Source organism: Streptomyces cupreus, from assembly GCF_014257025.1.
GTDB lineage: Bacteria > Actinomycetota > Actinomycetes > Streptomycetales > Streptomycetaceae > Streptomyces > Streptomyces cupreus.
On sequence record NZ_JACMSF010000004.1, the window covers coordinates 233,299 to 258,369 of the forward strand.

Annotated in this window: 27 protein-coding genes; 6 read left to right on the top strand and 21 right to left on the bottom strand. The window is 69.6% G+C overall.

Annotation, left to right across the window (positions count from 1 at the left end; all coding sequences use genetic code 11):
- Positions 1-568: 568 nt before the first annotated feature.
- Together H4N64_RS05725 and H4N64_RS05730 are read right to left on the bottom strand one after the other, a co-directional pair.
- Positions 569-1,237, bottom strand: a complete 669-nt coding sequence (locus tag H4N64_RS05725; protein WP_186280987.1) for a hypothetical protein — start codon at positions 1,235-1,237, stop codon at positions 569-571.
- Positions 1,238-2,042: 805 nt separating this feature from the next.
- Complete coding sequence (locus H4N64_RS05730) at positions 2,043-4,010, bottom strand: GIY-YIG nuclease family protein (RefSeq protein WP_186280988.1); 1,968 nt, start codon at positions 4,008-4,010, stop codon at positions 2,043-2,045.
- A gap of 237 nt (positions 4,011-4,247) precedes the next feature.
- Here H4N64_RS05730 and H4N64_RS05735 point away from each other — a divergent pair, with 237 nt between their 5' ends.
- Both H4N64_RS05735 and H4N64_RS05740 read left to right on the top strand, forming a co-directional pair.
- Positions 4,248-4,544, top strand: a complete 297-nt coding sequence (locus H4N64_RS05735) for a hypothetical protein (RefSeq protein WP_186280989.1) — start codon at positions 4,248-4,250, stop codon at positions 4,542-4,544.
- Between the two features lie 521 nt (positions 4,545-5,065).
- Positions 5,066-6,349 (top strand): MFS transporter, encoded by a 1,284-nt coding sequence (locus H4N64_RS05740; RefSeq protein ID WP_186280990.1) that lies wholly within the window; start codon positions 5,066-5,068, stop codon positions 6,347-6,349.
- A gap of 554 nt (positions 6,350-6,903) precedes the next feature.
- Here the strand turns inward: H4N64_RS05740 and H4N64_RS05745 are convergent.
- The 19 genes from H4N64_RS05745 to H4N64_RS05835 all read right to left on the bottom strand — a co-directional run bounded on the left by H4N64_RS05745 (position 6,904) and on the right by H4N64_RS05835 (position 20,886).
- On the bottom strand, positions 6,904-7,944 hold the full coding sequence (locus tag H4N64_RS05745; protein ID WP_186280991.1) for a SpaA isopeptide-forming pilin-related protein: 1,041 nt from the start codon (positions 7,942-7,944) through the stop codon (positions 6,904-6,906).
- A 61-nt stretch (positions 7,945-8,005) separates the two neighbouring features.
- Positions 8,006-8,500: a hypothetical protein gene (locus H4N64_RS05750; protein WP_186280992.1), complete on the bottom strand. Its 495-nt coding sequence runs from the start codon at positions 8,498-8,500 to the stop codon at positions 8,006-8,008.
- A gap of 37 nt (positions 8,501-8,537) precedes the next feature.
- Entirely contained in the window at positions 8,538-9,404 is an 867-nt protein-coding gene (locus tag H4N64_RS05755) for a DUF317 domain-containing protein (RefSeq protein WP_186280993.1), read from the bottom strand.
- A 33-nt stretch (positions 9,405-9,437) separates the two neighbouring features.
- Positions 9,438-10,070 (bottom strand): HAD-IA family hydrolase, encoded by a 633-nt coding sequence (locus H4N64_RS05760; RefSeq protein WP_186280994.1) that lies wholly within the window; start codon positions 10,068-10,070, stop codon positions 9,438-9,440.
- Positions 10,067-11,224 carry an MFS transporter gene (locus H4N64_RS05765; protein ID WP_186280995.1) on the bottom strand — a complete coding sequence of 386 codons (1,158 nt, stop codon included), beginning with the start codon at positions 11,222-11,224 and terminating at the stop codon, positions 10,067-10,069. The genes H4N64_RS05760 and H4N64_RS05765 overlap by 4 nt, the downstream gene beginning before the upstream one ends.
- Entirely contained in the window at positions 11,221-12,444 is a 1,224-nt protein-coding gene (locus H4N64_RS05770; RefSeq protein ID WP_186281062.1) for an ATP-grasp domain-containing protein, read from the bottom strand. Before H4N64_RS05770 ends, H4N64_RS05765 begins: the two co-directional genes overlap by 4 nt.
- Before the next feature lie 91 nt (positions 12,445-12,535).
- Positions 12,536-12,823 carry a hypothetical protein gene (locus H4N64_RS05775; protein WP_186280996.1) on the bottom strand — a complete coding sequence of 96 codons (288 nt, stop codon included), beginning with the start codon at positions 12,821-12,823 and terminating at the stop codon, positions 12,536-12,538.
- A 33-nt stretch (positions 12,824-12,856) separates the two neighbouring features.
- Positions 12,857-13,996 carry an MFS transporter gene (locus tag H4N64_RS05780; RefSeq protein ID WP_186281063.1) on the bottom strand — a complete coding sequence of 380 codons (1,140 nt, stop codon included), beginning with the start codon at positions 13,994-13,996 and terminating at the stop codon, positions 12,857-12,859.
- 83 nt (positions 13,997-14,079) lie between these two features.
- Entirely contained in the window at positions 14,080-14,562 is a 483-nt protein-coding gene (locus H4N64_RS05785; RefSeq protein WP_186280997.1) for a hypothetical protein, read from the bottom strand.
- A complete protein-coding gene (locus tag H4N64_RS05790; protein ID WP_186280998.1) occupies positions 14,559-15,419 on the bottom strand; it encodes a winged helix-turn-helix transcriptional regulator in 861 nt (286 codons plus the stop codon). The genes H4N64_RS05785 and H4N64_RS05790 overlap by 4 nt, the downstream gene beginning before the upstream one ends.
- Before the next feature lie 42 nt (positions 15,420-15,461).
- Positions 15,462-15,875, bottom strand: coding sequence for a hypothetical protein (locus H4N64_RS05795; protein WP_186280999.1), 414 nt, complete (start codon positions 15,873-15,875; stop codon positions 15,462-15,464).
- A gap of 13 nt (positions 15,876-15,888) precedes the next feature.
- On the bottom strand, positions 15,889-16,338 hold the full coding sequence (locus tag H4N64_RS05800; RefSeq protein ID WP_186281000.1) for a hypothetical protein: 450 nt from the start codon (positions 16,336-16,338) through the stop codon (positions 15,889-15,891).
- Entirely contained in the window at positions 16,335-16,799 is a 465-nt protein-coding gene (locus H4N64_RS05805) for a hypothetical protein (RefSeq protein WP_186281001.1), read from the bottom strand. The genes H4N64_RS05800 and H4N64_RS05805 overlap by 4 nt, the downstream gene beginning before the upstream one ends.
- A 108-nt stretch (positions 16,800-16,907) precedes the next feature.
- Positions 16,908-17,243: an SH3 domain-containing protein gene (locus tag H4N64_RS05810; protein WP_260859551.1), complete on the bottom strand. Its 336-nt coding sequence runs from the start codon at positions 17,241-17,243 to the stop codon at positions 16,908-16,910.
- A gap of 149 nt (positions 17,244-17,392) precedes the next feature.
- Positions 17,393-18,118, bottom strand: coding sequence for a hypothetical protein (locus tag H4N64_RS05815; RefSeq protein WP_186281002.1), 726 nt, complete (start codon positions 18,116-18,118; stop codon positions 17,393-17,395).
- A gap of 26 nt (positions 18,119-18,144) precedes the next feature.
- The gene (locus H4N64_RS05820) at positions 18,145-18,843 is read right to left on the bottom strand and encodes a hypothetical protein (protein WP_186281003.1); all 699 of its coding nucleotides are present in this window, start codon (positions 18,841-18,843) and stop codon (positions 18,145-18,147) included.
- 17 nt (positions 18,844-18,860) lie between these two features.
- Positions 18,861-19,340, bottom strand: a complete 480-nt coding sequence (locus H4N64_RS05825; protein ID WP_186281004.1) for a hypothetical protein — start codon at positions 19,338-19,340, stop codon at positions 18,861-18,863.
- Entirely contained in the window at positions 19,337-19,894 is a 558-nt protein-coding gene (locus H4N64_RS05830) for a DUF4913 domain-containing protein (protein WP_186281065.1), read from the bottom strand. The genes H4N64_RS05825 and H4N64_RS05830 overlap by 4 nt, the downstream gene beginning before the upstream one ends.
- Before the next feature lie 236 nt (positions 19,895-20,130).
- Positions 20,131-20,886 (bottom strand): DNA-methyltransferase, encoded by a 756-nt coding sequence (locus H4N64_RS05835; RefSeq protein WP_186281005.1) that lies wholly within the window; start codon positions 20,884-20,886, stop codon positions 20,131-20,133.
- Positions 20,887-21,398: 512 nt separating this feature from the next.
- On the opposite strand from H4N64_RS05835, the gene H4N64_RS05840 reads away from it, so the two are divergent.
- The 4 genes from H4N64_RS05840 (at position 21,399) to H4N64_RS05855 (ending at position 25,000) form a co-directional block, all read left to right on the top strand.
- Complete coding sequence (locus tag H4N64_RS05840; protein ID WP_186281006.1) at positions 21,399-22,517, top strand: C40 family peptidase; 1,119 nt, start codon at positions 21,399-21,401, stop codon at positions 22,515-22,517.
- A gap of 98 nt (positions 22,518-22,615) precedes the next feature.
- Positions 22,616-22,927 carry a DUF6112 family protein gene (locus H4N64_RS05845; protein WP_186281007.1) on the top strand — a complete coding sequence of 104 codons (312 nt, stop codon included), beginning with the start codon at positions 22,616-22,618 and terminating at the stop codon, positions 22,925-22,927.
- Complete coding sequence (locus H4N64_RS05850; RefSeq protein WP_186281008.1) at positions 22,927-23,616, top strand: hypothetical protein; 690 nt, start codon at positions 22,927-22,929, stop codon at positions 23,614-23,616. The genes H4N64_RS05845 and H4N64_RS05850 overlap by 1 nt, the downstream gene beginning before the upstream one ends.
- A gap of 16 nt (positions 23,617-23,632) precedes the next feature.
- Positions 23,633-25,000, top strand: coding sequence for an SCO6881 family protein (locus tag H4N64_RS05855; protein ID WP_186281009.1), 1,368 nt, complete (start codon positions 23,633-23,635; stop codon positions 24,998-25,000).
- Positions 25,001-25,071 lie beyond the last annotated feature (71 nt).

Below are 25,071 nucleotides of genomic sequence, written 5' to 3' on the forward strand. Positions count from 1 at the left end.
GTCGCGCCGCTCAAGGTTGGGCAGAAGGAGCGCGGTACCGTGTGGAATCTCCTGACGCCAACTCGACTTTGTCCTTCACAGGGGCCGGGAGGCTCCAGCACGTGTGACACGACGGGGACGATATCGGCTGGCATCTCCGTGGCTCACGGGAGCCACAGCCATGGACAATCACCTCTCTGACCTGGTTGTTTCCGGGAAGGTCGTCTACGTTGACATAGTTCTACGCGCGTTGGCCAGTCTTTCCCGGCTCTTTCCTGTCTGCCCCGGGCGAACTGTCCCTTGTCATCCAATCGAGTCGTTCGACAGCCAGCCCAGGCGTTTCGGCTTCTTTGACAGCGAACCTAGTCGTGAGGAGTGCGCTGGCCGGGGGTGTGTGGCTGTACCGGTCGGCACTCACATGTCACGGACTGCAACGGCACGCCGTACGGGGAGGCAAGGTCACACCAAGAAACAGGACCGCACCGCACCCTCACCGTCACCCAGGACCTGACGCAGCTGCTGACCACGGCCCTCGCGGCAAAGCCCCGAACCCGCACGCGGATCCAGGGCCGTTGATCTGCCGCGTCAGTCAGGCCGTACGAGGCGCGACGGGGGTCAGCCTGGGGCACGGATTCGCGACGGTGTCGAACCCGGGAACCAACTTGATCCAGACGTGGAGGAAGTAGTCGAGCTTCTTGATCACTGCAGTCTGGAACAGTAGGTGCCATTCCTGGGGGTCCTCCACGGTTCCCAAGGCGTCCCAGTCCGGGGTGGAGACGAGGACCGTGACGAGACCAGAACGCAGGCTCACGGACAGGATGGGACACCGTGCGAGCTGGGAGTAATCCACCGGGTTGAGGATCACGTTGGCCCAGGGGTTCTCGCCCCGGGAGAACTCGGCCCAGGTCTCCTCGACGACGCTCTGCACGGTTTTGGGAGCGGGCGGGCGCCCCTCGCGCTGTGCCTCCAGCCACATAGCTTCGACGCGGGAGTCGACGTCGTCGAGGATGCGGTCACGATCGTCACTGCGGGCCGCGTCTGCCAGGACGAGAGCGATGGCCATCACCACGTGCAGATCAGGGAGTTCGGTTCCGGTGAGGGCCTTGTGTACGGTGCTGGGCGACCGCCGGGCGAGCTCTGCGATCGTCCGTACGGACAGCAGTCCGGCCAGCAAGTGCAGGTGATGCAGCAGGCTGATGAGATCCCGGTGCGAGCCTGGCGGCAGATTCGGCTTGGTGAGCTGACCGGGGCGTCCCATGCGCATGTGCTCCTTCGTATCTGGTCCTGGCAGCTCCGGCGGGTCTGTCGGCAAGCGGCGGCGTAACTGGCGGCCGCCCCACAGCATCAGCTCGATGACAACGCCTGCAAACACGGCCACGGCCCCGTCGCTCAGGTTCTCAGTGAGGCTCATACAAGGAGCGTCTCGCTCACCTGCCGCGCCATGGACAGCCGTGGACAGAGAGCGCAGCAGGGCCGTCACCCGTTCCTAGGTCACCGACCTGCCGCCCTACCCTCTGCTGCTGTTCAAGCACGCCACGCGCTTTCTCGCAACCCGCACGAAGCCCTCGCGGAACTCTCTCGGATCGGGCTTGGGCACAACGACATTCTTCCCACCGCACCACAGGGCAAGCCAGTTCAGATGTCGCCCGATCGCGCAGCAGACCCGTGCTCACCTCGCACGACTAGGTTCGCTGTCAAACGACTCGATTGGACGTCAGAGGACACGAACTGTTGTCCGTCGACATCGAAGTTGACCCAAAGGAAGACGCTGACCTGCAAGGACTAACTTCATTGGCAGATGATCGAGTAGGACCTCCCGCAGCGCCAGTACCGCGAGTATGGCGACTGAAAGGATGGCAGGGGCAGTTCCCCGGAGGGAGGACTCGTCGTCGACGGACGGCAGTTTGTCCTTGGGGGTGACGTTAGTCGCTGGAGTCCCGCTGACCTGCGCCGACCGGGATCGGTTGGCAAAAGAACTTGCCGGGTTTGCTTGGGATCTGACAGAGATTCAGTGCGTACGCTGGGATTGGTCAGGTCGAGCTGGCTCCTGTGCCTCACGGTGTTCAGGATCGGTCTCGGCGCACGTTCCTGCGCCGTCGTTCGAGTTGGGGGAGCCAGCGCTCGGGCGGCTGGGGATCCGTGGCCGCTACCGCCCACCCGTCTTCTTCTTGAGGGTTCCGGGGCGCCCAGCTGCGCGGTGGGTCTAGTGCGAGGACGTCCCTGATGAGTGTTCCCATGGCGTCGGGGATGTCCCGGTCAAGGTCGTTCAGCAGTAGAGGAATTCCCAGCGGGCCCCGTCGGATGGCTGCCGTCCGGTAGGTGACCTGGCAGAAGGCGTCCGCTTCGAAGACGACGCCGCGGGCGTCGGTCGGCCCCTCTTCGTCCGAGAACCAGATCAGCCGGTCGCCGGCGACCATGCGTTCCCGACCGTGGAGCATGCCGTTCCGTGCGGTTTTTTCCCTATTGAGGAATGGAACGGGGTCCTCGAATGCACCGGGATCGTTGTCGCTGATGCCGGCCACATGCCCGGGGTCGCGCGTGGCGTGAATTTCCAGTAGATCACCGTCCGCGTGGGCCTGCCAGAAGTCGAGGACCTCGGCGGACGAACTGAGCAGATGGGGGTATGCCGTGAGCGCGAACAACTGCCCGGCTCGCAGTGGCAGGACGACTCGGTCGTCCGCGCGCAGGCGATGAATGGCAGGTGTCGGCTCCCAGGTGGTGATCCCGGTTGCCTCACCCTGGCAATGGCGGATCGCCTCGATAGCCGTCTCAAGGGTGACGCGGAAGAATTCCCTGTCTGCGTTGACCCGTTGGGCAGTGAGGAGGCGATGGACAGCCCGTTCCACGTCTTCAGGGCGGGACGAGAGAGCCCTGAAGAGCACCTCGTAAGGGAAGGGGACCGATGTGCCGTACAGCTCCTTCGCGCGGTCCTCTGCGAGCCGGTCCGAGTAGCCGATCTTAAGCATGTCCGGGAAGGCAGGATTCCGCTGGACGTACACGAATCCAGTCGTCCGAGGGCGAGGCAGGGGGGTCCTGGTGCGCGTCTCCCGCGAGCCGCTGGATTGCTGGCGCTTCTTGGTGCCCCTGGAGAATCCAGAGAGCTCGACCGGCGGGTCGGCCTTCAGCGCTACGACCCCGCCTTCGAGGTCGCGATGGGACGATGCGGTGATGTGCCGTCCCGAGGAGAAGTACTGGACCCCCGCGGGAGGCAGACGCCGCAACGCCTCCACGAGCGGCTCAATCCCCTCATGCTCGTCGAGGTCACTGTCACGGGCGCCCGGCAAGGATCGTGTCAGTGCTTCGATGGCCCCTTCCGTGACCAGGCCAGCGAGTTCCGGGCCGATGGGCGCGTACAGCGTGCCCAGGTGGGTGGACTCAATGTCCCATTCGTCTTGCCCGTTGTGTGATTCGGCATAGAGGTCGATGGGGACGCCGGAGCTCTTCGCTATGAGGAGCAGCTCGCAGGCGTGGGCTGGGTTGTCCAGGTCGAAGACGAAGTGAGCGCGCATACCCAGGGACTTCGTTCTGGGCTTGCGGCAGATGAGCAGAAGTCGACTCGCGTGTCCGGGATCCCTCTCGAAACCGAGGGGCAACACTCCCTCGCTGAGTGCGGCGCGGGCGGCCTCCGTCTCCTCCCCGGTTCGTACGACGATGTTCCACCAGGGCAGAGGGCCGTATGTGCCGTGTACCGCCTGGGCGTCGGGGACACAAGAGCTAACGGGGTAGCTGTCTCGGAAGTGGAGCGACCGGTTCAGGAAGGTCAGGATGCAGGCGTCCCGGAAGCGCTCCTGCTGTGTACGGGGCCGTAGCAGGTCGCGCTCGGTGGCGCTAAGGCAACCTATCGCTTTGGCGAGCGCCTCGAGTTGCTCGTCGATCAGGTCCAAGGCGCGGGTGATGACCGACCGCTGAGCATAGTTCAGCCGGGGGTGGCGGATCGCCTCGCGAAAGTACCCTCTAGCTGCGGTGCAGCTGGCCGTCTGTGAGCCCAGCTCCCAGAGATGCCTGACACCGCGGGCTGGAAACTGCTTCATCAATAGCTCTTGAGCCTCGTGGCCTTTCCCGAATAGGACACGTGACACGACATGCTGGACACGAGTATCGGGCTCCGTTTTCAGCCGGGACCAGATGGTGTCGGAGCACGCCTCCAGGGGTGCGAGTGAGCGAGGCACCACAGCTTCTACGGTGCGAGAGGCTTCCACGCCCCAGTGCCGGGCCAGGTCTCTGACTACCTGGGCAGTGGTGGCCGCGCGGGAACGCCGACGGAACCAGTGGTCCAGGAGAAGGGCGTACGCGCTTTCCAAGTCCTCGGCACGCAGGCCGAGGCCGAACAGCAGGACGGAACCCGTTACTCCGTCGTATTCCACACGCTGGCGGACATGCTTGACCAGGCTGGCGAACTGATCTGTGTCGGGCTTGGGATCGGCGAAGACCGGGTGCTCGGCCAGGAGTCCGGTGATGTGCGCGGTAGATCGGCCACGCGCATCCAAGACGGCGATCTGCAGAACCAGAAGGGCCCGCATCAGATCCAGATCGCTCGTGTCGCCGACGATTCGCGCCGGATCTAGCAACGGGTGGCGGCCGCTGGAGGTGACGATCCTCGTGCAGATCTTCTGGATCCACTGCTCGCGCAAGTCAGTCAAGCCAGTAGCGGAAGGCACAGCTCTAATCCCCCTGTTGACACGGACGATAGTGGAACCCTCTCCGAGATCCGTAACGGAGACCGTCCCACCTCGCGGAAGCGCTTCTGGCGCATGGTGCCGTTGATCTACTGGATCTGCGGGCGACCTTGCAGACGCCGTACCCGAGAGCTCTGGTGTCTGGGAGGGCCAGGGCCAGGGTGCTCATCATCCTTGGCTGTCGCATCAGCGGAGTGTATGAGGTGCCACTGACAAGACCTGTGCCGACAGGACATGGTGCCGTTCCCCCTGACCTCTTCGGCGTGGTGTCGGCACGTGGCGGGCGGGGCAAGTGGCTCAGGGCTGACTTTTTGAAGGGGGTGCTCAGGAGTTCTCGGGTGCCCACGAGATATCCACAGGCGCCGGAAATCCCCTGGGGCGTTGTCGGTGCCGGCCTCTAGCGTCGTCCCATGAGTTACCGCGACGTCGCCTCGAGGCAGGTCCTGATCTGGTCCTGTACCACCGTCGGCGCCCGCATGCCGGTGGCCATGGCCCCGTTGGCCCTGGTCTTCCTGGTGCGCGAACGCCCCAGCGGCTACTCCCTGGGCGCGATCCTCGCGGCGGCCTACGTCATCGGCGAGATCATCGGCGCCCCCGTCCTCGGGATGCGCCTACGCCCCGACCGCGCCCGAGTTCACCTGGCCGTCGGGCTCGCAGTCGGAGCCGCCGCCTTCACGGGCCTCGGGGTGTTCCCCGACGCGCATCCGGCGGTCCTCGCCGGGTTTGCGTGTCTCGCCGGTGCCGCCCCGGCCGCTGCCACCGGTGGCCTGCGCACGCTGCTTACCGTGCTCGTCCCGGAGCGGGCGACAGCGCAGGCTCTGTCCGTCGAGTCGATACTGACGGCCGGCATCTGGGCCGTCTCCCCGGCCGCGGTTGCCGGTCTGGCCCTCGGTGCAGCATCTCCCGCCCCGCTGTTTCTCGGTGCCGCCCTGATGGCGTCGTCGGTCGCGAGCTTGTGGCTGCTTCCGGCCAGTTGGGGCGCGGACGACACGGGCGGCGAGGACCGGACGAGCGCGTCGCTGCTGCGGCTCCTGACCGGCGCCTGGCCGGTGTACGTCACGGGCGCAGCCAGTCTGGCCCTGCTCGGTCTGTCCGAACTCGTGCTGCCGGCCCTGCTCGAACAGCGCGGCGTCGGCGTCGGCTGGTCCGGTCCCCTGCTCACCGGAATGGCGGTGGGCGGGGGGCTCGGCGCCTTCGTCCACGGTCTTCGGTCCTGGCCCGGGCGGCTGCGCACCCGCAGCCTGGTGTTGATGGCCGGGACATCGGCGTGCGTGACCCTCGCGGCGCTAACGCCTCACCCGGCCGGGATCGCCGCCGCGCTGGTCGTGGGGGGCACACTCCAGTCGTGTGCGATGCTCACCCGCAACCTGTCCCTGCGCGAGGCGCTTCCGCCGGGCGCTCTGGCCGCAGGTTACTCCCTGATGTACGCGGCGGCGGGTGCAGGCTACGCGGCGACAGGGTCGCTCGCCGGTGCCCTCCTCAAGGCGGTGGCACCGTCCACGGCCATCCTGGCCGGAGTCGGCCTCACCCTGGTGCTGACGGGGGTCGGCTGGTGGGGCGAGGCGCGCCGAGCCGGCCGTTCAGCGCCGGCAGCCGACACCGCCGGAGCCCTCGGCTCCGCCGCTCGCAACCCCGTCGCCTCCGGCCCGCAAGGTCCGGCAATAGGCGGTCAGAGTGACGCCGAGCGCCTTTAGGTGCTGCCGCATCGACTGGGCCAGCCGTGCCGAACACCAGCAACCAGGCCCCCAACCTGAACACAGTCGAGGTTCCGTCGTGCGTGATCCCCGGTCGTACGGCCTGTGGGCCTACGAGTGTGGAGGGGCTCTCCGGGGGCGTCCGACGTGTCCAGCCGCGGTTGGTCACTCAGGACGGCCCTGCTTGGTCCGGTGGCGGAACAGGCAGGGGCCAGTACTCGGTGTCTCGCTTGCCCTCCAGCGCGGCAAGCAGGACGTCCTCGGACAACTGCAGGGCCGGGGCGCAGCGCAGGAGCTGGGAGGGTGTGACGGGGGCCCGTCGAGCCGGGCGATGACCAGAGGTTCGGGGAGGATGGCTTCATCGGCGAGCTGGGCGCTGCTCATGCCGAGGTTGCGGATGCGGTGGTGCAGCAGGCCGGCTGTAAGGAACACGCTGCGCCCACTCAGCGCTACGGAAACGTGCTTCCCCCAAGCCCCACGATTGGCGCAAGAGCATGGATGCGCGCCAGGCCCCCGGGACTCGGTCCCAAGGGCCTGGCATGAGGGAAGGCCGGTCAGTTCGTGTCGGCGTTCTCGTCCTGCTCGGGCTGGGAGCCCGTACGGCGACGCGCGGCGACAATCGCGCCGATGCCGCCGACGAGCATGAGTCCGGCACCGCCGAGGATCCACGGGGTGGCGTCGGCGCCGGTGTGGGCAAGGGAACCGACCGGAGTCTTCGGTGACGCGGGATCCGTCCCGTCCGCTGACGAGATGACCGAGGAGTCAGTGTCCGGTGTGCCAGTGGCCGGCGGATTGGACGTTGACCCGCCAGAAGTGCTCCCGGCCGGACTGTCCGTGGGCATCGACGGGGTAGCGGTCGGCTGGTCCGTCGGCTTCTCGGTGGGCTTGGGCGTGGTGGCCGTCTTGGTGTTGGTGACGGTCACGGTGACCGGGGCGCCGGGTCCGGCAGTAAAGGTCTTCACGGGCTTGGAGAGTTCGTAGCCCTTGGGGGCCTTGACCTGCTTGACCCAGAACTCGGCCTTGCGGCTGGGCACAGCGAGTTCGCCGGTAGCGGTGCCCTTCGGGCCGGTGGTGAGGGTGAGCAGGGTCTTCTCGCCGCTGCCGATGTTCACGGTGGCGCCGGGCAGGAGCTTGCCGGTCTCGTTGTCCTTGGCCTTCAGCAGGACCTGGGCGGGCTTGAACGGGTCGACGATCGTCAGGCGGGCGGTGGCGCCGGGGGTGACGATGACGTCCTGGTCAGCGACGACATCGTGGAGCGGGCTGCCTGAGGTCGTCTCCTTCAGCCGGTACACGCCGGGGGCGAGACCGATGAAGGTCAGCTGCCCCTCGGCGTCGGTGGTGCCGCTGCCGGCCTCCTGGCCGGCGGCGTCGAGGAGGAGGAAGGCGGCGCCTTCAAGGATGTCGCCGGCCGGATCCTTCTTGACAATGCCGATGCTGCCCGCGTCGGGCTGGGGCGTGTCGGTGACAGCAGCGGAGGGCGTCGGCTCGGTCGGCTGGGCAGTTGCGGTCGGGGCCCAGGTGAGGGTGCTGGTCACCGCCGCGGCGACGGCGGCGGCGGCGGCAACGGGAAGGCGGCGGGCAGGGGTGACGCGCAAGCAGGAACTCCTTAACGAAGAAGAGGATGACGAAGGGGCGGCAGCGCGGGGCTGCGACGGTTCAGCGGGAGCGAGCGCCGCTGCGGGCGGTCGGCGGTGACGGGGCCTTCCGGGCGGTGCGGCCCGAGGTACGTGACGGCGCGGGCGTCTTCCAGGCGCCGGGGAACCAGACGGAGACGTACTGCTCGATGGCGTTGCGCAGTCCGTCTGTGTGGGCGTGTTCCCAGGGCACCCAGTCGGGACGGTCGCGAAACTCCTGGAAGGTGCCGTACCCAGATTCCCTCGGACTGCGGTCCTGAGATGCGTCGCGGTGGTCGAAGGTCTTGTGGTCCTCGAACCGCAGCACCGCGGCGTCGAGTTCGCCTCTGTCCTGGTGGATGGTGGCCAGGCGCAGGCCGTTGTACTCGTCTGCGCGGATGGTCCGGGCGAAGTCGATTCGCAGCCTCAGCGGGCTACCGGGAACGGGGGTCGCGTAGTAGGTGCTGCCGACAACTCCTGCCTCGGTGAACGGGAGCTTCAGGTGCTCCATGAAGAACTCGCGGGCGTACAGGGCCAAGCGAATGCCTCCGTTCGGACGGTGAGGTGGCAGGTGGTCAACGGCCGGGGCCGGGCAGAGCGGGCCGGCTGGTGGTACTCCAGCGCGGGACGCTGGAAGCAGGAAGGGCGGCCGGGCGGCGGGCGGCGGCACGCTGGACGTCGAGCGGTGTCGGGGCCGAGGACCGGGGTGGGATGACCGGGGTGAGCTGGGCCATGCCCTTCACGTAGCTGTACGTTTCCTCCCGCCAGCGGGGCAGCGGCGCGGGATCGGACACGCACTCGGTGACGGCCTTGATCAGGGCCACGGGGGTGTCGGTGCTGGCGGTGGCGTACCAGGCCGGGCGGTCGATCGAGGTGCCGGCCCACAGCTGCCAGCGGGCGTCGCGGGTGGTCAACTCCGTCTGCGGGTTGAGGCGTCCGGTGGTGAACTCCAGCCCTGCGTAGCCGTCGGGCGAATGGATCGCGAAGACGCCCCACCGGGGGTGGTCGATCTGCCAGCCGCGGTTGATGAGTGGTACGGCGGCGAGGAACGGGTCGCGGTCCGTGCTGCCCGGCTTCGGCGTCGCGAGGTAGGCGGTCGGGCCCTGCTCGTACGCCTTGGCGAGCGCGGTGGTGAACGCGGTGACGAACTCCGTCGGGCAGGAGTCGTTGAAGCAGAGGCCCCAGGCCGGCGGGCCGAAGGGATCGCTGTAGGCGTTGATGCGCCACAGTCCGTCGTCCTCGCCTTCGGGCAGGTAGCCGAGGCGGACCTTGCGGTCGGGTGCGTGGACGTAGGCGTTGCCGAGGTCGTCGTTCTCCAGTTCCCAGCCGAGGTCGAGAAGGGGCGCGAGGGCGGGGTCGCCGATCCCGGTGGTGCCGGCGAGATAGCGCGGGGAGACGTAGACGTCCCCGTCGATGGTGTGTAGGTCGTCGTGGGTTGGCACGCGGGTCCTGAGATGTAGGTGTTCGGGGTCGGGTCAGCTGGTGCGGGGCAGCAGTGCTGCTTCCAGGTGGGCGGGCTGGCCGGTGTAGTGCTGCGTGCGCAGCCCGAGGCGTGCGGCGGCGCGGCAGTTGTCCGCCCGGTCATCGACGAACAGCACGCGCTGCGGGTCTGCGGCGCCGGTGGCGTCCAGGGCCTGTCGGTAGGCGGCCGGGTCCGGCTTGCACACCTGCAGCCGGGCTGAGTACAGGGCCTGGGTCATCAGCTCGCGGCACCAGTCGTGGGTGTCGAGGACATCGCTGAGCGGGTGCGGGGCGTTGGACAGCAGCACCATCGGCAGCCCGAGCTGGTGGGTGCGTCGTAGGACGGAGACAACGCGGTGGTCCACCGTGGTCCACATGGCCGTGTCGGCGGCGCGCAGTTCGCGCAGCATGCGCGGGCCGGGGTGGTAGCCGAGTACGCGGGCCCAGTACGCCAAGTCGCTGAGCTGGCCGGCGTCGTACGCCTCGCGGGCGTTCCAGAAGGCGTTCTGGAACGAGGCGATGTCGTCGGGCCGGTTGGCGAGGCGGGCGAGGTGACGCCACTGCTCGGTCTCGGGTTGGATGCCGATGACGCCGTTGTAGTCGAGGATCACAGCGTCGAGGGCGGGGTTCGCGGTGGTGGGGGTCAAGGGGTGGGTTTCTCCAGGGCTCGATGGGCCAGGGCTGCGACGGCGGCTGCGAGCAGGGCGGGCAGCAGCAGTGCGGTGGACAGGGTGGTGACGGTGGCGAGGGCGCCGATGAGGGCAGGTCCGGCGAGCAGGCCGAGGTAGCCGGTGACGGCGACCGTGGCCACGGCCCGTGGGCCGCCGACTCCGGCAGCCGTGATCAGGCAGGGAACGGTGATGGACAGGCCGAGCCCGAACAGGGCCCAGCCGGCCAGCGCCAGCGGCGTGTTAGCGGTGACGACGCCGGTGGCAAGCCCGGCCGCGGCAAGGAGTGCGCCGGCCCGTACGACCGAGGGGGCGCCGAAGGCTGTGGTGAGCCGGTCTCCGGTGAGTCGTCCGGTGGCCATGGCCGCGCTGTAGAGGGCGAACGCGGCTGCGCTCACGGCCGTTGAGGCATCCAGGCTGTGCAGGTGGACGGCGGCCCAGTCGGCTGCCGCTCCCTCCCCCAGCAGGCACGAGGCGGCCAGTGCGCCCAGCAGCCACAGCTTCCCGGAGGAGAGTGCTGGCCGCGCCTCGCTCTGCCCGGGGCCGGCGGGTGCATCTGGTTGATCCGTGCCGTTCAGGGATCGGGTTGCGGGGGCGGCAGCGAGCGCGGCGCATGTGAGGGCCAGGCCGGTGGCGAGGAAGAGGGTGTTGTGCGCAGTGTGGGCGGTGACGGCGGCCAGAACGGCTCCTACGAGGGCGCCGATGGAGTAGGCGGCGTGGAGCGAGGACATGATGGGTCTGCCGGCGGCGTTCTGGCAGCGCACCGCCGCGGAGTTGACGGCCACGTCCAGCACACCGTGCGCGATACCGAACGCAAGGGCGGCGGTGAGGAGGGACGGCAGGCTGTCGCACTGGCCCAGGAGGGCGAGGCATACGGCAAGGCCGGCGGCGCCCGAGGTGAGCAGGGCAGGAAAGAGCGCTGGCTGGGCGAGACGTCCTCCAGCCTGGAGTCCTGCGACCATGCCGAGCGCGGCGGCCAGCAGTACCAGGGCCAGGTGTGCGGTGCTCAGGTGGGCGGCCTGCTGAACGGCCGGCATCCGGGCGCCCCAGATGGCCATCACCACGCCGAGGCCGAGGAAGTAGCCGGTCAGCAGGCCACGGCTGCGGCGGGCCGTGAGGGGTGCCGTCTTCATGCGAGGAAGTCCGCCCCCGTGCCCTGGCCGTTCTGGTCGGGAGCCACGTGGAAGGTGAGGGCGCGCAGCGCCTCCTGGCCGCGGTGCCGGGCGTCTTCGGCGCAGGCGCCTGTGGTGATCAGGAAGCCGATCCGGGCAGAGAACATGTCTCCCTCGGGCGGGAGCAACAGCCGGTCGCCGACGCTGCGCTGGAAGGAGATCTGCTCCAGCCACGGCTGCCGGGGACCGTCGAAGCGCAGGGCGGTGAGGGTGCCGGAGGTCTCGGGGTAGATCAGATGGATCGCGGCGGCCGAGCGCTGGGTGGGGGTGAGGTCGGGGGTGCGGTCGCAGGCGATGTCGGCCGCCACACGGGGCAGGTCGATGCCGGTGGCGAGGCGCACCAGGTAGCCGATCAGGTCCCCTGCGATGCGGCCGTTGACCTCGATGAGCCGGGGCCGGCCGTGCACCAGGCGCATCTCGACGTGGCTGACGCCGTCGGTAATGCCGAGCGCGCAGAGCGTGGCCCGCGCCGCTGGGGCCACTACGTCGATCAGCGGGTCAGACGCGTCGACCGAGTGGGCGAGTTCTTCGAAGAACGGGGGTGCGCTGACAGTCTTGCGGGTGACCGCGACCACGGTGGTCTCGCCCCGGTAGGTGACGCACTCGACCGAGACCTCGGGTCCGTCGAGGTACTCCTCAACCAGCACGCTCGTGCTCTCCGTCCCCAGGCCGGCGGCCCGGGCGGCGAAGTCGTAGGCGGCGGCGACCTGTTCGGGGCGGTCCACGCGGATCACGCCCATGCTCGCCGCGTGCGCGGCGGGCTTCAGGACGACCGGGTAGCCGATCCGCTCAGCCACGACCTGCGCCTCCTGGCGGGTGCGCACGCTCACCGATGCTGTCGAGGGGACACCATGGCGGGCGAACAGGCTCCTCGCGGTGGCCTTGTTGCGGCATGCCTGCATCACCTCGGGCGCCGTGGTGGGCAGGCCGAGCTGGCGTGCGAGGCGGGCGACCGGGACGAGGTACCACTCGGTCCAGGTGAACACGCCGGCCAGTTCGTAGCGGTCGGCCAGGGTCCGGCCAGCGGCGGACAGCGCCGCCTGGTCGGTGGGGTCGGGCACAACCACGCAGTCCCGGATGAACGGCACCTCCCACGAGGGTTCATCGCTGGTGATCAGGACGACGTCGTAGGCGGCAGACACGGACTCAAGGCAGTAGCGGCGATACGCCTCGGCTTCCATGTCGGCCGCAGCCACGACCAGGACGACAGGACGGTCGGACAAGAAGGCTCCTCGGAGGATGTGGTGGCGGATGGGTTGTGCCGGTCGTTGGTCACGGGCTGCGCCGACGGCGGACCTCGATGGCGCAGGCCCACTCCGGGTGCGCGTCGAGCAGCCGTCTCGCGTAGAGCGCGGTGTAGTTGTTGTTGAGGCCCTTCACGCCGCGCGGGTGGCGCCAACGCAGGGCCTCGAACAGCGCCTTCATGCCGCCCCGTGTCGCGCCGGTCGCGAGGCGCTGGACGGCGAGCCGCTCCAGAGCCCGGTACACCCAGGGGCGGCCGGCATTGAGGGCGTGGAACTGCTCGCTGAACGACGGCCGCCCCTCCGTGATGGTGGACATGAGCGACGAAGGCGCCTCTCGTGCCCGGGAGGGTCAGGCCGGCGATGTGCGCAGCGCGGGGAGGGTGCGCAGGCGGGCGAAGGCGACCGCGAAGCCGAGGGCCTGCAGGACGGCGCCAACGGTGATGGCGTGCCCGAGCTGCGCGGGTGGCACGGCCGCGACGAGCAGGCCAGCGGCGGGGAAGGGCAGCAGGAGCAGAAGGACCGTCACGGCGAGGGTGCTGCCGAACACCTCGGGCGGGATCAGACGGGAGCGCAGGGTACGGAAGACGACCGTGAGGCTCCCCTCGCCGGCCATCACGACAGCGACCAGGAGCAGGTAGCCGCGGTAGGTGTCGGCCTGGGCGACGGCGAACGTCGCTGCGGCTGCGACCGTGGCGGCCACGGCGCCGACCGGCCACAGGCCCCAGCGGTCGATCGCGCGGCGGGATGCTGTGATGGCGAGCAGGGAAGCGACGGCTGCGGCGGACCAGATAAGTCCGGCATCCGCGCTGGAGTGGTCCAGCGCGGTGACGATGACAACCGGCACGGCTGCTTGCAGGAGGGCCAATGCTCCGTTGGAGACGACCAGGCCGCCCACCAGCCAGGCGAGGGCCGGCAGCGAACCCAGCGTTGCCCAACCCGCGCGCAGCCCTCGCTTGGCAGAAGCCACGCCAACCGGCGCCGTGCCCATGCGGGAGCTGAGTGCGGCAGCGAGGAGGGAAAGACTTGCGAGCGTGCCGAGCATGGCGGCCGGTCCGCCGTGCTCCAGCAACAGGCCGGAGACCGCTGGCCCGGCCAGAGTCGCGGTCTGGTCGATCCCCAGCAGGACGGACTGCACCCGGTGCGCCCTGTCGCCGGCCTTCCGGCTGGCCTCACTGCCGGCCGTTTCAGCCGCTACGAAACTGAACTCGGTGAGTACACCGGTTGAGGCGGCGAGCAGCATCACCGTGACCGTCGCAGCCGGGGTTCGGGCTTCAAGGACGGTGAGAATGACGGCGGCGGCGAGCACGGCCAAGGCCCGCGCGAGGCAGGTGACACGGAAGATGCGGGCCGTGCCGTAGCGGTCGACGAGGGTGCCGGCCACGGTGAACGCCCCGATCCTCGGGATCCACTCCAGCGCGAAGGCCAGCCCGGTCAGAGCCGCCGATCCGGTGGTGGCAAGGACGAGCAGGGGGATGCCGTAGGTGGTCATCGCGAAGGCGGCGGCATCCGCCCCGCGCGGCAGATAGATCCTGCGCCTGAGGCCGGCAGTGGAACGCCCCACGGCGTCCGGCGTCACGCGGCGACGCCGTGGTCGCCGCGGATCTGCGGGGGCTGGTGCGTGCAGACCCACTCGGCCAGCAGCCGGTGGACGCGGCCGAGTTCGGCGTCGGCCTCGCCCTCCGTGGGGCGAGGATTCGCGGCCGCCTCGCCCAGCAGGGCGAAAGTGTGGCGGATACGCCCGGCGAAGTCGCAGACCGACGCCGGGTAGTTGTTGCGCCGGGCCCAGCGGGCGGTCGCGTCGTAGAGGTCGGCAAGGTCCCCTCCGGCCGGGGTGAGCCCGAGGCCGGAATGCGAGCGGTCGAGGAGTCCGAGTGCGTCCGCCTGCTCGGTGGCCTGCCGGATCTGGTCCCTGGTGAGGTCCGTGAGGGTGCATGCCAGCGCGCGGGGCGGGATGGCCCCATGGTCGTCGATCTCGCTGACCAGGCGAATCAGGCCAGCCGAGGACAGCTTTGTACACGCGACCTGCAACTGCTGGGGAGAGAGGGCTGGCATCATCGGCGGACCCCTCCGGCCAACAGGGCGGGTATCGGGCGGGGCGCTGTGGCGTGGGAGAACAGGTCGCCGTTCTGCCAGGCCGGGCGATGGGCAGGCTGGGTCTGCACAGCGGGTGCCGGACGGGCGGAGGGGACCGGAAGCCGGGACGGGTGGCTGACCCACGTCCCAGGAGCGGTCATGGCCCTGCGATCCAGCCGGCCCCAGAGCGGGTGCCTCGCCGCGTGGTCCATCGGCCGTCCGGCAGCCCACATGGACAGCGCGCCGAAGACATGACCGAGTCCGTCACCGCCCGGCGAGAGGCGGTAGGGCTGGCCCTTGCCCGCGGTCACCACCAGGCCGTCGTCCATGAGCTGGCGCAGCGGCGGGTAGATGCTGGTCCAGTAGCCGTCGGGGATGACGATGCGGGCCAGGGCCCGGGCACTGACCTCATGACGGGCCTTGAGCACCCACAGGATTGCCGGAGCCTGCCGGCGGGTGAGGAGGGTGAGGCTGTCCTCGATCTGCTCGATCGCGGACAGCGACTGCTCCGGCTGCTCCAGGTGCTCCTCGGCCCAGGCGGCGATCGCCCCGAGCACCGGCAGGAGCTGTCGGCCGCGCTGGGTCAGGCCGTAGGTGACGTGGTGGGCGGAGTGCTCGGTGCGCTCGATGAGGCCGGCGTCGCACAGCGAGCGGATCTTCGGGTGCAGCTGACCGCTGTGGAGGTAGGGCAGCTTGTTCGCGATCTGCGTGTAGCGCTGCGGCGGCTCGTTCAGGGCCAGCAGGATTCGCACGTTCCAGCGCGGGGTGATCATGTGGAGGGCTTCGGTGACCCGGGCGACGTCGGCATCGACGGCGGGTGGCAGACCTGTGGTGGCCAAAGGGGGGGACTCCTGGGTGAGGAAGGGCTTGGGCCCGATCGGTCAGCGGCTCGGGGCAGCGCTCACGGTCGGCACGGGCGGAGCGGGAACAGCACAAGGCGTGGAAGCGGTGGGCGATGCCGGCGCGTCCGTGCGGCCGAGGCTCTGCAGGACCGCTTGGGTGGTGGCGGCCTGGGTGTCGCGGGCAGCGACGGCTTCGGCGAGGCGGCGCGCGCAGTCGAAGATGTGCGACACCTCGAAGGTGCCGATCTGCCGCTCGGGATGGACGAGCTGCTTGAGCCGCTCGCGGTAGAAGGTGATGGTCTGCTCGGCGAAAGCGAGCCGGTCGTGGCTGCCAAGGAGGGCGGCGAGCATGCCGGGCGGCTGGTCCTGGGCGTGGGCTTCGAGGTCGGTCAGCGAAGCGCCGTACAACTCCTCGATGCGTGAGCCGATCTGGGCGGACGTGGGGTGGGGCAAGCGGCGGGGTCTTTCACGGTCGGCGCTCCCGGGCTGCCCCGGCACGCTGGGGTGCCGGGGCGGCGGTGGCAGGGGGCAGGGTGGTGGTGATCGTCTGCTGGGTCATGCGGACCGGTCGGGTCTGCTGGCCCGGCGGCGGCATGGTGCGCAGCAGGTCGCCGAGGGCGGTGCGGTAGCCGTCGCGGGCGCTGAGCGCCGCCTCCAGCCACTGCGCGTCCATCCGCAGCTGGTCCGCGGACAGCTCGTCCATGTCGTGCTCGGGCGCCATCGCCTCGTGCACGCGCTGGCAGATCCGGGCGACCTGTTCCTCGGCCAGGGCCAGGAACGAGCGGATCTCAAGCGCCCGGGTCAGCGCGGCGGAGGCGTCCGGGCCGGCGGCCGTCTCGTACAGGTCGGCGACCGGGGCGCCGAAGACTTCCCGGAGCCTGCCGTCTTGAGTGCAGGGCTTGTCGCGGACGTTCACGGCAGGGCTCCTCGGCCGGTGGCGGGCGCCGTCGCGGGCCGGGCAACCGGCGCGCTGGTGGGCACAGCCGGGCCCGGGCGGGACCGACGATTGAGGCGGGCCAGACGCTCGGCAGCGAGGTCCTTCTTCCCCGGAGCGTCGGGGTCAAGGAGCCAGCGCACGACCAGGGCCCGCCCGTCACGCGTGGTCACGGCCGCATTGACGCGGTGAGCGAGGTCCAGCGTCGGGTCGTCTACCTCGCTGGGCTGCCTCTGAAGCGCGGCGAGGAGGTCGTCCTCGGCACGCCCGAGCGCCGCCTGGGCCTCGGTGAGGAGCCCGTGCCACTTGACGATGTCGGTGGCTTCGGGGTTCGCGTCCGGCGCTGCGGCGACCGCGGCGGTCAGTTCGTCCATGCTCATCTCGAAGCGGCGCTCGATCTGTTCGGTGAGCACGCCCACGACATCCTCTATGCCGTCGGACACAGAGAACTCCTTTTCAAAAGGCACGGGAAATGCTGGCCTTCCATGGAGAAGAGCAGCGAATGGGGACGGATCAACTCATCCATTTGTGCGCGGAGTTGAGGGCTTTGCTCAGTCGAGGCACATGCGGACGTCACGGTAGACGTAGGTGCCGGAAACCCAGCCCTTCACACCGGTGGTCTTGTCGGTGATGTAGTGCCAGTTCCCACTGGTCTTGTGGACGGTGAACTTGTGACCGCGGTAGAGGATGCCCAGGCTGGTGGACTTCACCGACGCCTTGGAGCGGATGGTCACGGCTTTCGTGTGGACCGTGTACGGGAGCGGCGGGAGGTTGTAGCAGCTGCTGGCTGTTGCCACGGTGGCCGCACTGGCGGTGGGGGCGGACAGCGACGGCAGAGCGAGTGCGCCGAGCATCGCGGCGGATATCGCTATTCGGGTGGAGCGCATGCGGAAGTAACCTCCGTGCAGGGAATGGGAATGCTGAGAGAGGCGGACAGGGCTTTCGCCCCGGCGGCGGTATAAGAGTCCACGGATTCGCCGGTTTGGCTAACCGGCGATCGTCGGCTATGTTTCGGCCCGTTCAGCGGATTTGAGGGTCAGCGGTTTCGGCCTGGCGGGCGCTGCGCAGGGGGTGCCGGCGCCGTGCCTGAGGGCCCGGTGGAGCGGGCCATGAGCCGGACGGGTGGCAAAGGGGCGACCTCTCCGCCCAGGCGCTTGTCGCACCACTGGAGGGCTTCGGCGACGGTGGCGAAGCCGCCCTCGCGCAGGGTGTGGGTCCCCGCGTCGGTGTCCGCTTCCTCGTGCAGCACACGGAACGGCGCGGGACTGCGCTGGTCGTCGAGGGCGCGCAGGACTACGACGGTGGTCATGTCGTCGGGGTCGTCCCGGGTGTAGCTGTGCAGGAGGGCGAAGTGATCTCCGTCGCCCATGAGCCGCTGCTCCAGCGCGCGGGTCGTCTCATCCGCAGGCGCGGTTCCCATGCCGCGCATGAGGCCGATGGCATCTGGTGGGCAGCCGCGGTGAATGAGCCAGGACTGCGCCATTGCGGGCAGGGGCAGTTGTGCGTGCTCGAAGCGGAACGTCCGTCGCTCCATGTCCCGCTGCAGGTGCAGTGCGACGAGCTGCGGTTCACCGGGGATGCCCCAGGTGACGGCGCCGTTGTGCAGGACGTAGTAGCTCTGCGACCCGTCGGGGGTGTGGTGCTCGGCGAGTGCGGTGAGCATGTCGTGCTCTATCCCGATCGTGTGCGAGAACGCCTCCTCGGTCCGCTCGTCGGCGGCCTCGAAGTCGTCCAGCCGAAAGTCCGGTTCGGGCGGGGACATAGGGCCTTTCGCTAGGTGGGCGGGGGTCAGCGGCGGCGGCTGGCGGCGGTCGGCCAGGCGCCGGGCCGGGCACTGGCCGGGGCAGCGGTCGAGGGCGGGCGGCGGCTGTCGGCCAGTGCGGCGCGGGCGGCGTCGGTCAAGGCGACCGGCTGCCCGGCGTGGACCGGATGGCTGGTGTCCCGGGAGACCAGCCCGGCCGCCTCGAGCCGCTGCAGGTGGGTGTACGGGACCCGGGTGCCGGAGGCAGTGGCCACGGACATCCGGCCGGACAGGAGATGCTCGTGCAGCTTGGCGCCGCCGGCGATGGCCAGCAGCGCCGCCTGGTCGGCTGCCGGAAGCGGTTCGTGACCGTCCGGCTGAGTGGTGCGGGCGACATCCTCGATCGGCTCCAGGGCTGCGATCGCTCGGGCCGTTGCAGCGTCGCGTTCACCGGCGGCCTCCTCCAGCTGATGCGCCGCGCGGTCGATCCGAGTGAGCAGGGCGGAGTCGACGGGAAACTCGCCGCTGGTGAGCCGGTTCAGGAGTTGTCGGTGGAAGGTCACGCTGGTCTCGGCCTTGGACAGCGCGCGGTGCCGGTCGACCAGGCGTGCGCGCGGCTCGTCGAGGACGCCGCGGTCGCGATAGGCCCAGAGGGTGTCTATGTCGTGGCCGGTCGCGGCCTCAACTCGGAGGTCGATTGGGGAGATGGCACGCCGGGCTGTTCCCGGCGCGGGATCAGGGGGCATAGGGGGTGCTCCTGGTGTCAGCGGGCGTGGTGCTGCGAGGAAGCGTGGGCCGGGCGGGGCAGGCCCGGCATCGCGGAGGGCAGCGGTCCCGGCTTCGGCACGGGCCCGCGAGCGGTGAGCTGCGGGGAGCGGGAGCGGGCAGCGTGGGTGCGGGCGCTCAGGGGCCGGCGGGTCATTCCCAGGCGTTGCCCGACGGTGTCGTAGACGTCGTTGCCCGCCCGTGGCCGGACGGCCACGACGTGGATGTCGTGGCGGTGCGCGGACGTCGGCGGTGCGGGGCGCACGGCGTAGACGACACGCCACTCCTTGCGGGAATCCACGAACAGCTTGCGGTAGCCCTCCAGGTCGCCGGTCAGCTTGATCCCGAACCGCTCGGCGTTCACCACGTCCTGCAGGTACGCGAGCGTCAGGTCGCGGATGTCGCTGGGGGCCTGGAGAAGGTCGGTCAGGGCCCGGGGATCGAAGCTGAGGCCGAAAGCCGGCTGCCCCGCGCTCATGACGTCGGCTCGTCCGGCTCGCCGGAGCCAGGTGTGCCGGTCGCGGGCGTGTCCGTCTTCTCCGTGCGGGCCGAGGGCGGCGGGCCGGGCAGGATCCGGTGCGCGGGCCGCTCCGGAGAGGTCATGCACGCCGACAGCGGACCGCCCGGTGCCCGGATCGCCGCGATGGCGTGGGTGAGGAAGTCCCGGTGCCATACGAACAGCCCGCTCAGGCCGGCTTCGGGATCCTTGTACTGCTGGTAGGCGAGCCAGAGCGCGTGGAGCCAGGCCACGACGTCGTCGTGCTCCTGCCACTGCAGGCACCAGGGCGCCGCCGTCGTGACCTCGGCCCCATACACCGGCATCAGGAAGTCGTCGACCCAGTCGCTCAGGGCGTCCAGTTCGTCCTCGTACTCCTCGCCCTCCAGCTCCAGAATCGGGCGCGGCTCGGGCGGAGCGGCCGGGGCGGGTCCGCCGAGCCCCGGCATTCCGAACGCGGCGAACGGTGATGGGCCTGGCGTCGGCCCGGTGGCGAGGTGGTCGAGCTGCTGGGCCTGCTGGGCGGACTGCTCCATGAGCTTGCGGACGCGGGCCTCGATTCCTTCGAGGTGGGGATCCGGAATCCTTATCGGATCCAACTCCCCATCGCCGTGGGGTTCTACGGATTCAGGCATGAAGAAGACGGGCCTCCTTGAAGCCGGGAAGAAGGGAAAGATGGGCCCTCGACAATGTGCGGACGGCCGTTGGGGGGCACCCCTGCGACATCTGGGCGAGGGACCCACATTCACTTCAGGGGAACGGCTTTGATGACTCAGGCGGTCAGGACGACGTCATCCTGGGTGAGGGTGTGACGGACGGTCTCGGTGAGCCGGTCCGTCGCGATGGTGGCGTAGTGCTTGGTCTTCTCCACGCCGATGAAGTCGCGGCCTTCCAGTAGCGCGGCGACGCCCGTGGAGCCGGAGCCAGCGCAGAAGTCGAGCACGGTTCCGCCCGGCGGGGCGATCTTGACCAGTTCGCGCATCACCTCGACGGGCTTTTGCGTGATGTGCTGGCGCTTGGCGCCCGAGGGCTGCGAAGCCGAGTACAGGCCGGGCAGATAGACGGCGTTACGGGAGGCGTCGATCGGCCCGTTGGACGCCCAGACGATGAACTCACAGTTCTGCGTGAACCGGCCCTTCTGGGGTCGGGCCTGCGGCTTGTGCCAGGCCAGCACTCCGCGCCACAGCCAGCCGGCTGCCTGGATCGCGTCAGTGGTGATGGGCAGCTGACGCCAGTCGGTGAACAGCAGTGCCGTCCCGCCGCTCTTCGTCAGCCGATGGGCCTCGGTCATGATCTGCGTGAGCCAGAAGCCGTAACTGCGCTGGTCCATGTTCTCGCCGGTGAAGTCGGCCAGGCCGTGGCCGGCGTCGGCGGATGTGTACTTTTCCTTCGCGCTGCGGGAGGTGCGCTCCTTCGCGGTCCGACCGCCGGAGTTGTACGGCGGGTCGGTGATGACCGAGTCGACGCAGTCATCCGGCAGGGTGGCGAGAACGCTCAGCGCGTCGCCGTGGTGCAGGGAAAAAGGCAAAGAGGTACCCCGATTCGGGTGGGAGAGTGCGGGAAATCCCCCGTCGCGCAAGCGGAACCCCGCGGGCGGAAATCGGGCATGCAGAAGCCCAAGGCCACAGACCAGGGAAGAGCGAAGGGAGTCCAAAAACTGTAGGCGCATAACGCCGGTCAACCAAAAAGTGCACTGCCGAGGGGTCGGATTCCGACCCCTCACGCCTGCTTTTTGGTCGACCGGCGATCCGGGCCTACAGTTTTTCAACCGCCCGGCGCACACCGCCGCTGGCCCATCCCCACCACGCCTCGCGGAGGTTTCCCCTGCCCCGGCATACCTAGCTCACGGCCCGGCCCGTTCAGCGAGCGGCAACTCGCCCGTACCGGCCCGCCCCTATCGCCCACCGCCGGCCTGCCGCGTTCCCTTCCACCACGCTTCGCGTACGCGGCAGTCCGGCACCGCACCCCGAAGGACACGTCCATGACGCCTCGTTCCCCGTCCCTGCCCCGCAACGGCGCCCCGCGAGCGGGCCGCACCGGTTGAAGGCGCTCGCCGCCGGTATCGGCGTCGTCTTCCTCTCCCCCTTCCTCCTCGGCGGCGCGGCCATGATGATGGCCTCCTCCAGCGAAGCCGCCCAGGCCAGCAGCAGCGCGTACCAGTGCATGACCGGCATGGACACCGACGCTGTCGCCGATCAGGTCACCAAGATCCTCGACGGCGCCTCCGCCAAGGACGTCCACATCGAGGGCCTCACCCTGCCCGCTGAGCAGATCCCCAACGCTCAGACCATCGTCGCCACCGGCATCAGCCTCGACGTGCCGAAGAAGGGCCAGATCATCGCGCTCGCCACCGCGATGCAGGAATCCCGGCTGCGCAACCTCGGTGCCGGGGACCGCGATTCGCTGGGTCTGTTCCAGCAACGCCCCAGCCAGGGGTGGGGCACCGCTGAGGAGATCCACGACCCGGTCTACGCCTCCGAGCAGTTCTACAAGCACTTGCTGAAGGTCGACGGCTGGCAGCAGATGACCCTCACGCAGGCGGCCCAGGCCGTGCAGAGGTCCGGCTATCCGGACGCGTACGCGCAGTGGGAACCGCTGGCGACCGCGCTGCAGAAGGCCATCGCCGCAACCTTCCCCGGCGCCGGCAAGGACAGTGCTGGCAAGAGCACTGAGGCCACCCCCTCGACGTCCGGCTGCAGCACCGACGACGGTTCCTCGTTCGGTCCGATCCCCGAAGGCGCCGTCCCGAAGGGCTACAAGATCCCCGCGGGGACCGACCCGCGGGCCCGCAAGGCGATCGTCTGGGCGATGCAGCAGCTCGGCACGATGTATCAGTGGGGCGGCAGCTGCACTGCGCCCCACGGACCCGACCCGATGGGCCGCTGTGACTGCAGCTCGCTGATGCAGCAGGCATACGCGCACGCCGGCATCCAGCTCACCCGGACCACGTACACGCAGGTCAACGAGGGCAAGGCCGTCTCCGCGAAGGCTCTCAAGCCCGGTGACCTGCTCTTCAGCCGCGGCAGTGCCGCGCGCCCCGAGCACGTCGGGATGTACCTCGGTGAGGGCCTCGTCATCGAGGCCCCGCGTACCGGCAAGCCCGTCCGGATCACCGCGATCAAGGACTGGGACGTCCTCGCCGCGCGCCGCGTCGTCTGACGCCCGCCCCTCTCGCGCCCGTCGCGCCCTCCCTCTTCTTCTCTCTTCCCCTCTGCCGGGCCCTTTGGCCTGCGCACGCAAGGAGCCTCGTCATACCCATGACCCCATTCGCCGACCGTTTCATCCAGCTCGCCTACGACCCGGGCATCTCCCCCAAGGGAGGCGGCCTGCCGGGCCTGTCGGTGCTGAAGAACGTCGTCAACAGCATCAACCTCTTCGGCATCGTGGCCGTCGTCGGCGCGCTCGCCGTCTCCCTCGGCGTCTGGGCATGGGGCCACCACTCCGGTGGTCACCAGGCCGAGGCGAACGGGAAGAAGGGCGCCGTCGTCGCGGCCGGCGCCGCACTCGGCCTCGGTGCCGCCAACGGCATCGTCGCGTTCTTCTCCGCCCTCGGCTCTCAGGTCCACTGATGCGCACCCGACTCTTCTCCCCGTCGGGATACGGCGTCGGCTGGTCTGCACGCCGCCGCCTCACCCTGGTCGCGATCGCCCTGGTCTGCCTGCTTGCCATCGCCGGCGCGACCGCTTACTTCACCGGCCACGGCGGACAGCAACACCCCTCCTCCAGCAGCCCCGCAGCGTCCTCATCACCGAGCACGGCGCCGTCGGTCGGTACGCAGAATCCGCAAGCCAAGACAGGGTCGGTTCCCCAGCCGCCGCGGATCTCCGATCCCCTCGCGTTCGCCCAGGCCGCCGCGGCGATGCTCTGGTCCTACGACACCCGCACCACCAGCCACGAGCAGCAGCTCGCCGGCATGGAGGCGTGGATGACGAAGGAGAGCGAGTACGGCGACTGGGCGTCGGTCTCCGCGCAGATGCCGGATCCGACGCTGTGGTCGCGGATGGCCGATCAGAAGCAGTACGCCACCGCGACCATCGCCGAGGGCCATTACCCGGCCGCGTTCAAGCAGGCCCTGGCCGATGATCCTTCGGCGATCACCAAGGCGTACATCTATGCGGTGACCGTCACCGGCACGCAGCAGATCGCCTGGGCCAAGGGCGGCCAAGGGGCGGAGGACCGCTCCATCACCCTCGCCGTGCAGTGCCGCCCCTCGGCCGACTGCTCACTCGTCGCCATCGCCCCGCGCGTCGCGCCCTGACCGAAAGGAGTCCTCCATGGGGTTTTGTGACCTCCCCCTCGCGGACACCGTCTGCACGGTCGGCGAAGCCGTGGATTTCGCCTCCGACCCCGGCAAGGCGATCGGCGACTGGATGGCCAAAAGCGCCGGCGAACTCGCCGCCGCCACCGCCGACCTCGCCTCCAAGGCCGTCGACGTCACCACCCGCGTCGACCTCAACGCGAGCTGGTTCCGCGACAACTACGAGACCATCCTCCCGATCGGCCTGGTTGTTCTCGTAGCCACGTTCTGCGCCCAGCTCGTCCGCGCCGCGATCAGACGCGACGGGCAGGCCCTGAGGCAGGCGTTCACCGGCACCGCATCCGGCGTGATCTTCGCCTTCGCCGCCATCGCCCTGACCACCGTCGCGATCGAAGTGGTCGACGCCCTGTCCGCCGGCCTGTTCCAGGCCGCGAACACCGACATCGCCTCCGCGGTCCGCCGCATGGTCAAGGTCAACCAGCTTCCCGGACTCGCCGGACTCGGCTGGCTCGTCGCCGTGTTCGCCGCCCTGGGAGCATCCATCGGCGCCGTCCTGTACTGGTGCGTGATGATGGTGCGCAAGGTCGGCATTCTCGTGCTCGTCACCCTGGCCGTCTTCGCCGGGGCCGGCGGCGGCTGGGAAGTCGCACGCCGCTGGCGCAAGGGCTGGGTCGAGGCCACCGCCACCCTCGTCGTCTCGAAGCTGTTGATGACGATCATCTTCGTGCTCGGGATCGCCGCCATGGGCAAGACCGAGGCGAAGGACGGTCTGGGCGCGCTCGCCGACGTCCTCGCAGGCATCGTGATCATGATTCTGGTGTTGCTGTGCCCGTACGCGACCTTCAAGTTCGTCCACTGGGCGGCCGAAGGGTCCGACGGAGAAACGCTTCACCGTGCCGGTGGCGCCGGTGCCCAGCTCGCCAAGCAGCACGCCCAGAACGTCGGCAAGAAGGCAGCCGCGATGGCGGCCACCGCAGGAACCGGCGGCGCTGCCGCAGGAGTCGGCGCCGCCCCGCAGGGTCCGGACACGATTCCAGGTGGCGGCGGTTTCCCTGGCGACATCGCATCCAGCCCGGCAGGCCAGGAGGGTTCCCAGAGCGGCGGGACCGGTGCCTCGCCCGGTGGCGACGCCGTCAAGTCCGGCCTGGAGAAGGCTGTACAGCCGCCGCCGACCAGCGTCACCGACGACACCAGCGGCCAGGTGGGCGGCAACCCGGGTACGGCCGGCCCCGGATCGGGCGCCGCAGCAGACCAAGCCGGCGGATGGCGGTCAGCCCCGCCGACCACGAGCCCGCCGCCGCAGGGGGCCCCGCCGTCCTCCGGAACGCAGAGCGCCGGGAGCAGCGGCACGGGATCCCCGCCGCCGCCCCCGACCGGCCTCTGACCATCTGACCGAATCCCCGGGGGCGGGCCGTGCCCATCGCCTTCTCGCCCCCGGGCTCCCCGCGCCCTCCA

What these genes read in the sequence shown, in the direction of transcription:
- H4N64_RS05725 (WP_186280987.1), bottom strand. Translation starts at nt 1,237, where the DNA reads ATGGGACGCCCCGGTCAGCTCACCAAGCCGAATCTGCCGCCAGGCTCG.
- H4N64_RS05730 (WP_186280988.1), bottom strand. Translation starts at nt 4,010, where the DNA reads ATGAAGCAGTTTCCAGCCCGCGGTGTCAGGCATCTCTGGGAGCTGGGC.
- H4N64_RS05740 (WP_186280990.1), top strand. Translation starts at nt 5,066, where the DNA reads ATGAGTTACCGCGACGTCGCCTCGAGGCAGGTCCTGATCTGGTCCTGT.
- H4N64_RS05765 (WP_186280995.1), bottom strand. Translation starts at nt 11,224, where the DNA reads ATGAAGACGGCACCCCTCACGGCCCGCCGCAGCCGTGGCCTGCTGACC.
- H4N64_RS05770 (WP_186281062.1), bottom strand. Translation starts at nt 12,444, where the DNA reads ATGGAAGCCGAGGCGTATCGCCGCTACTGCCTTGAGTCCGTGTCTGCC.
- H4N64_RS05775 (WP_186280996.1), bottom strand. Translation starts at nt 12,823, where the DNA reads ATGTCCACCATCACGGAGGGGCGGCCGTCGTTCAGCGAGCAGTTCCAC.
- H4N64_RS05780 (WP_186281063.1), bottom strand. Translation starts at nt 13,996, where the DNA reads ATGACCACCTACGGCATCCCCCTGCTCGTCCTTGCCACCACCGGATCG.
- H4N64_RS05785 (WP_186280997.1), bottom strand. Translation starts at nt 14,562, where the DNA reads ATGATGCCAGCCCTCTCTCCCCAGCAGTTGCAGGTCGCGTGTACAAAG.
- H4N64_RS05810 (WP_260859551.1), bottom strand. Translation starts at nt 17,243, where the DNA reads ATGCGCTCCACCCGAATAGCGATATCCGCCGCGATGCTCGGCGCACTC.
- H4N64_RS05815 (WP_186281002.1), bottom strand. Translation starts at nt 18,118, where the DNA reads ATGTCCCCGCCCGAACCGGACTTTCGGCTGGACGACTTCGAGGCCGCC.
- H4N64_RS05820 (WP_186281003.1), bottom strand. Translation starts at nt 18,843, where the DNA reads ATGCCCCCTGATCCCGCGCCGGGAACAGCCCGGCGTGCCATCTCCCCA.
- H4N64_RS05825 (WP_186281004.1), bottom strand. Translation starts at nt 19,340, where the DNA reads ATGAGCGCGGGGCAGCCGGCTTTCGGCCTCAGCTTCGATCCCCGGGCC.
- H4N64_RS05830 (WP_186281065.1), bottom strand. Translation starts at nt 19,894, where the DNA reads ATGGAGCAGTCCGCCCAGCAGGCCCAGCAGCTCGACCACCTCGCCACC.
- H4N64_RS05845 (WP_186281007.1), top strand. Translation starts at nt 22,616, where the DNA reads ATGACCCCATTCGCCGACCGTTTCATCCAGCTCGCCTACGACCCGGGC.
- H4N64_RS05850 (WP_186281008.1), top strand. Translation starts at nt 22,927, where the DNA reads ATGCGCACCCGACTCTTCTCCCCGTCGGGATACGGCGTCGGCTGGTCT.
- H4N64_RS05855 (WP_186281009.1), top strand. Translation starts at nt 23,633, where the DNA reads ATGGGGTTTTGTGACCTCCCCCTCGCGGACACCGTCTGCACGGTCGGC.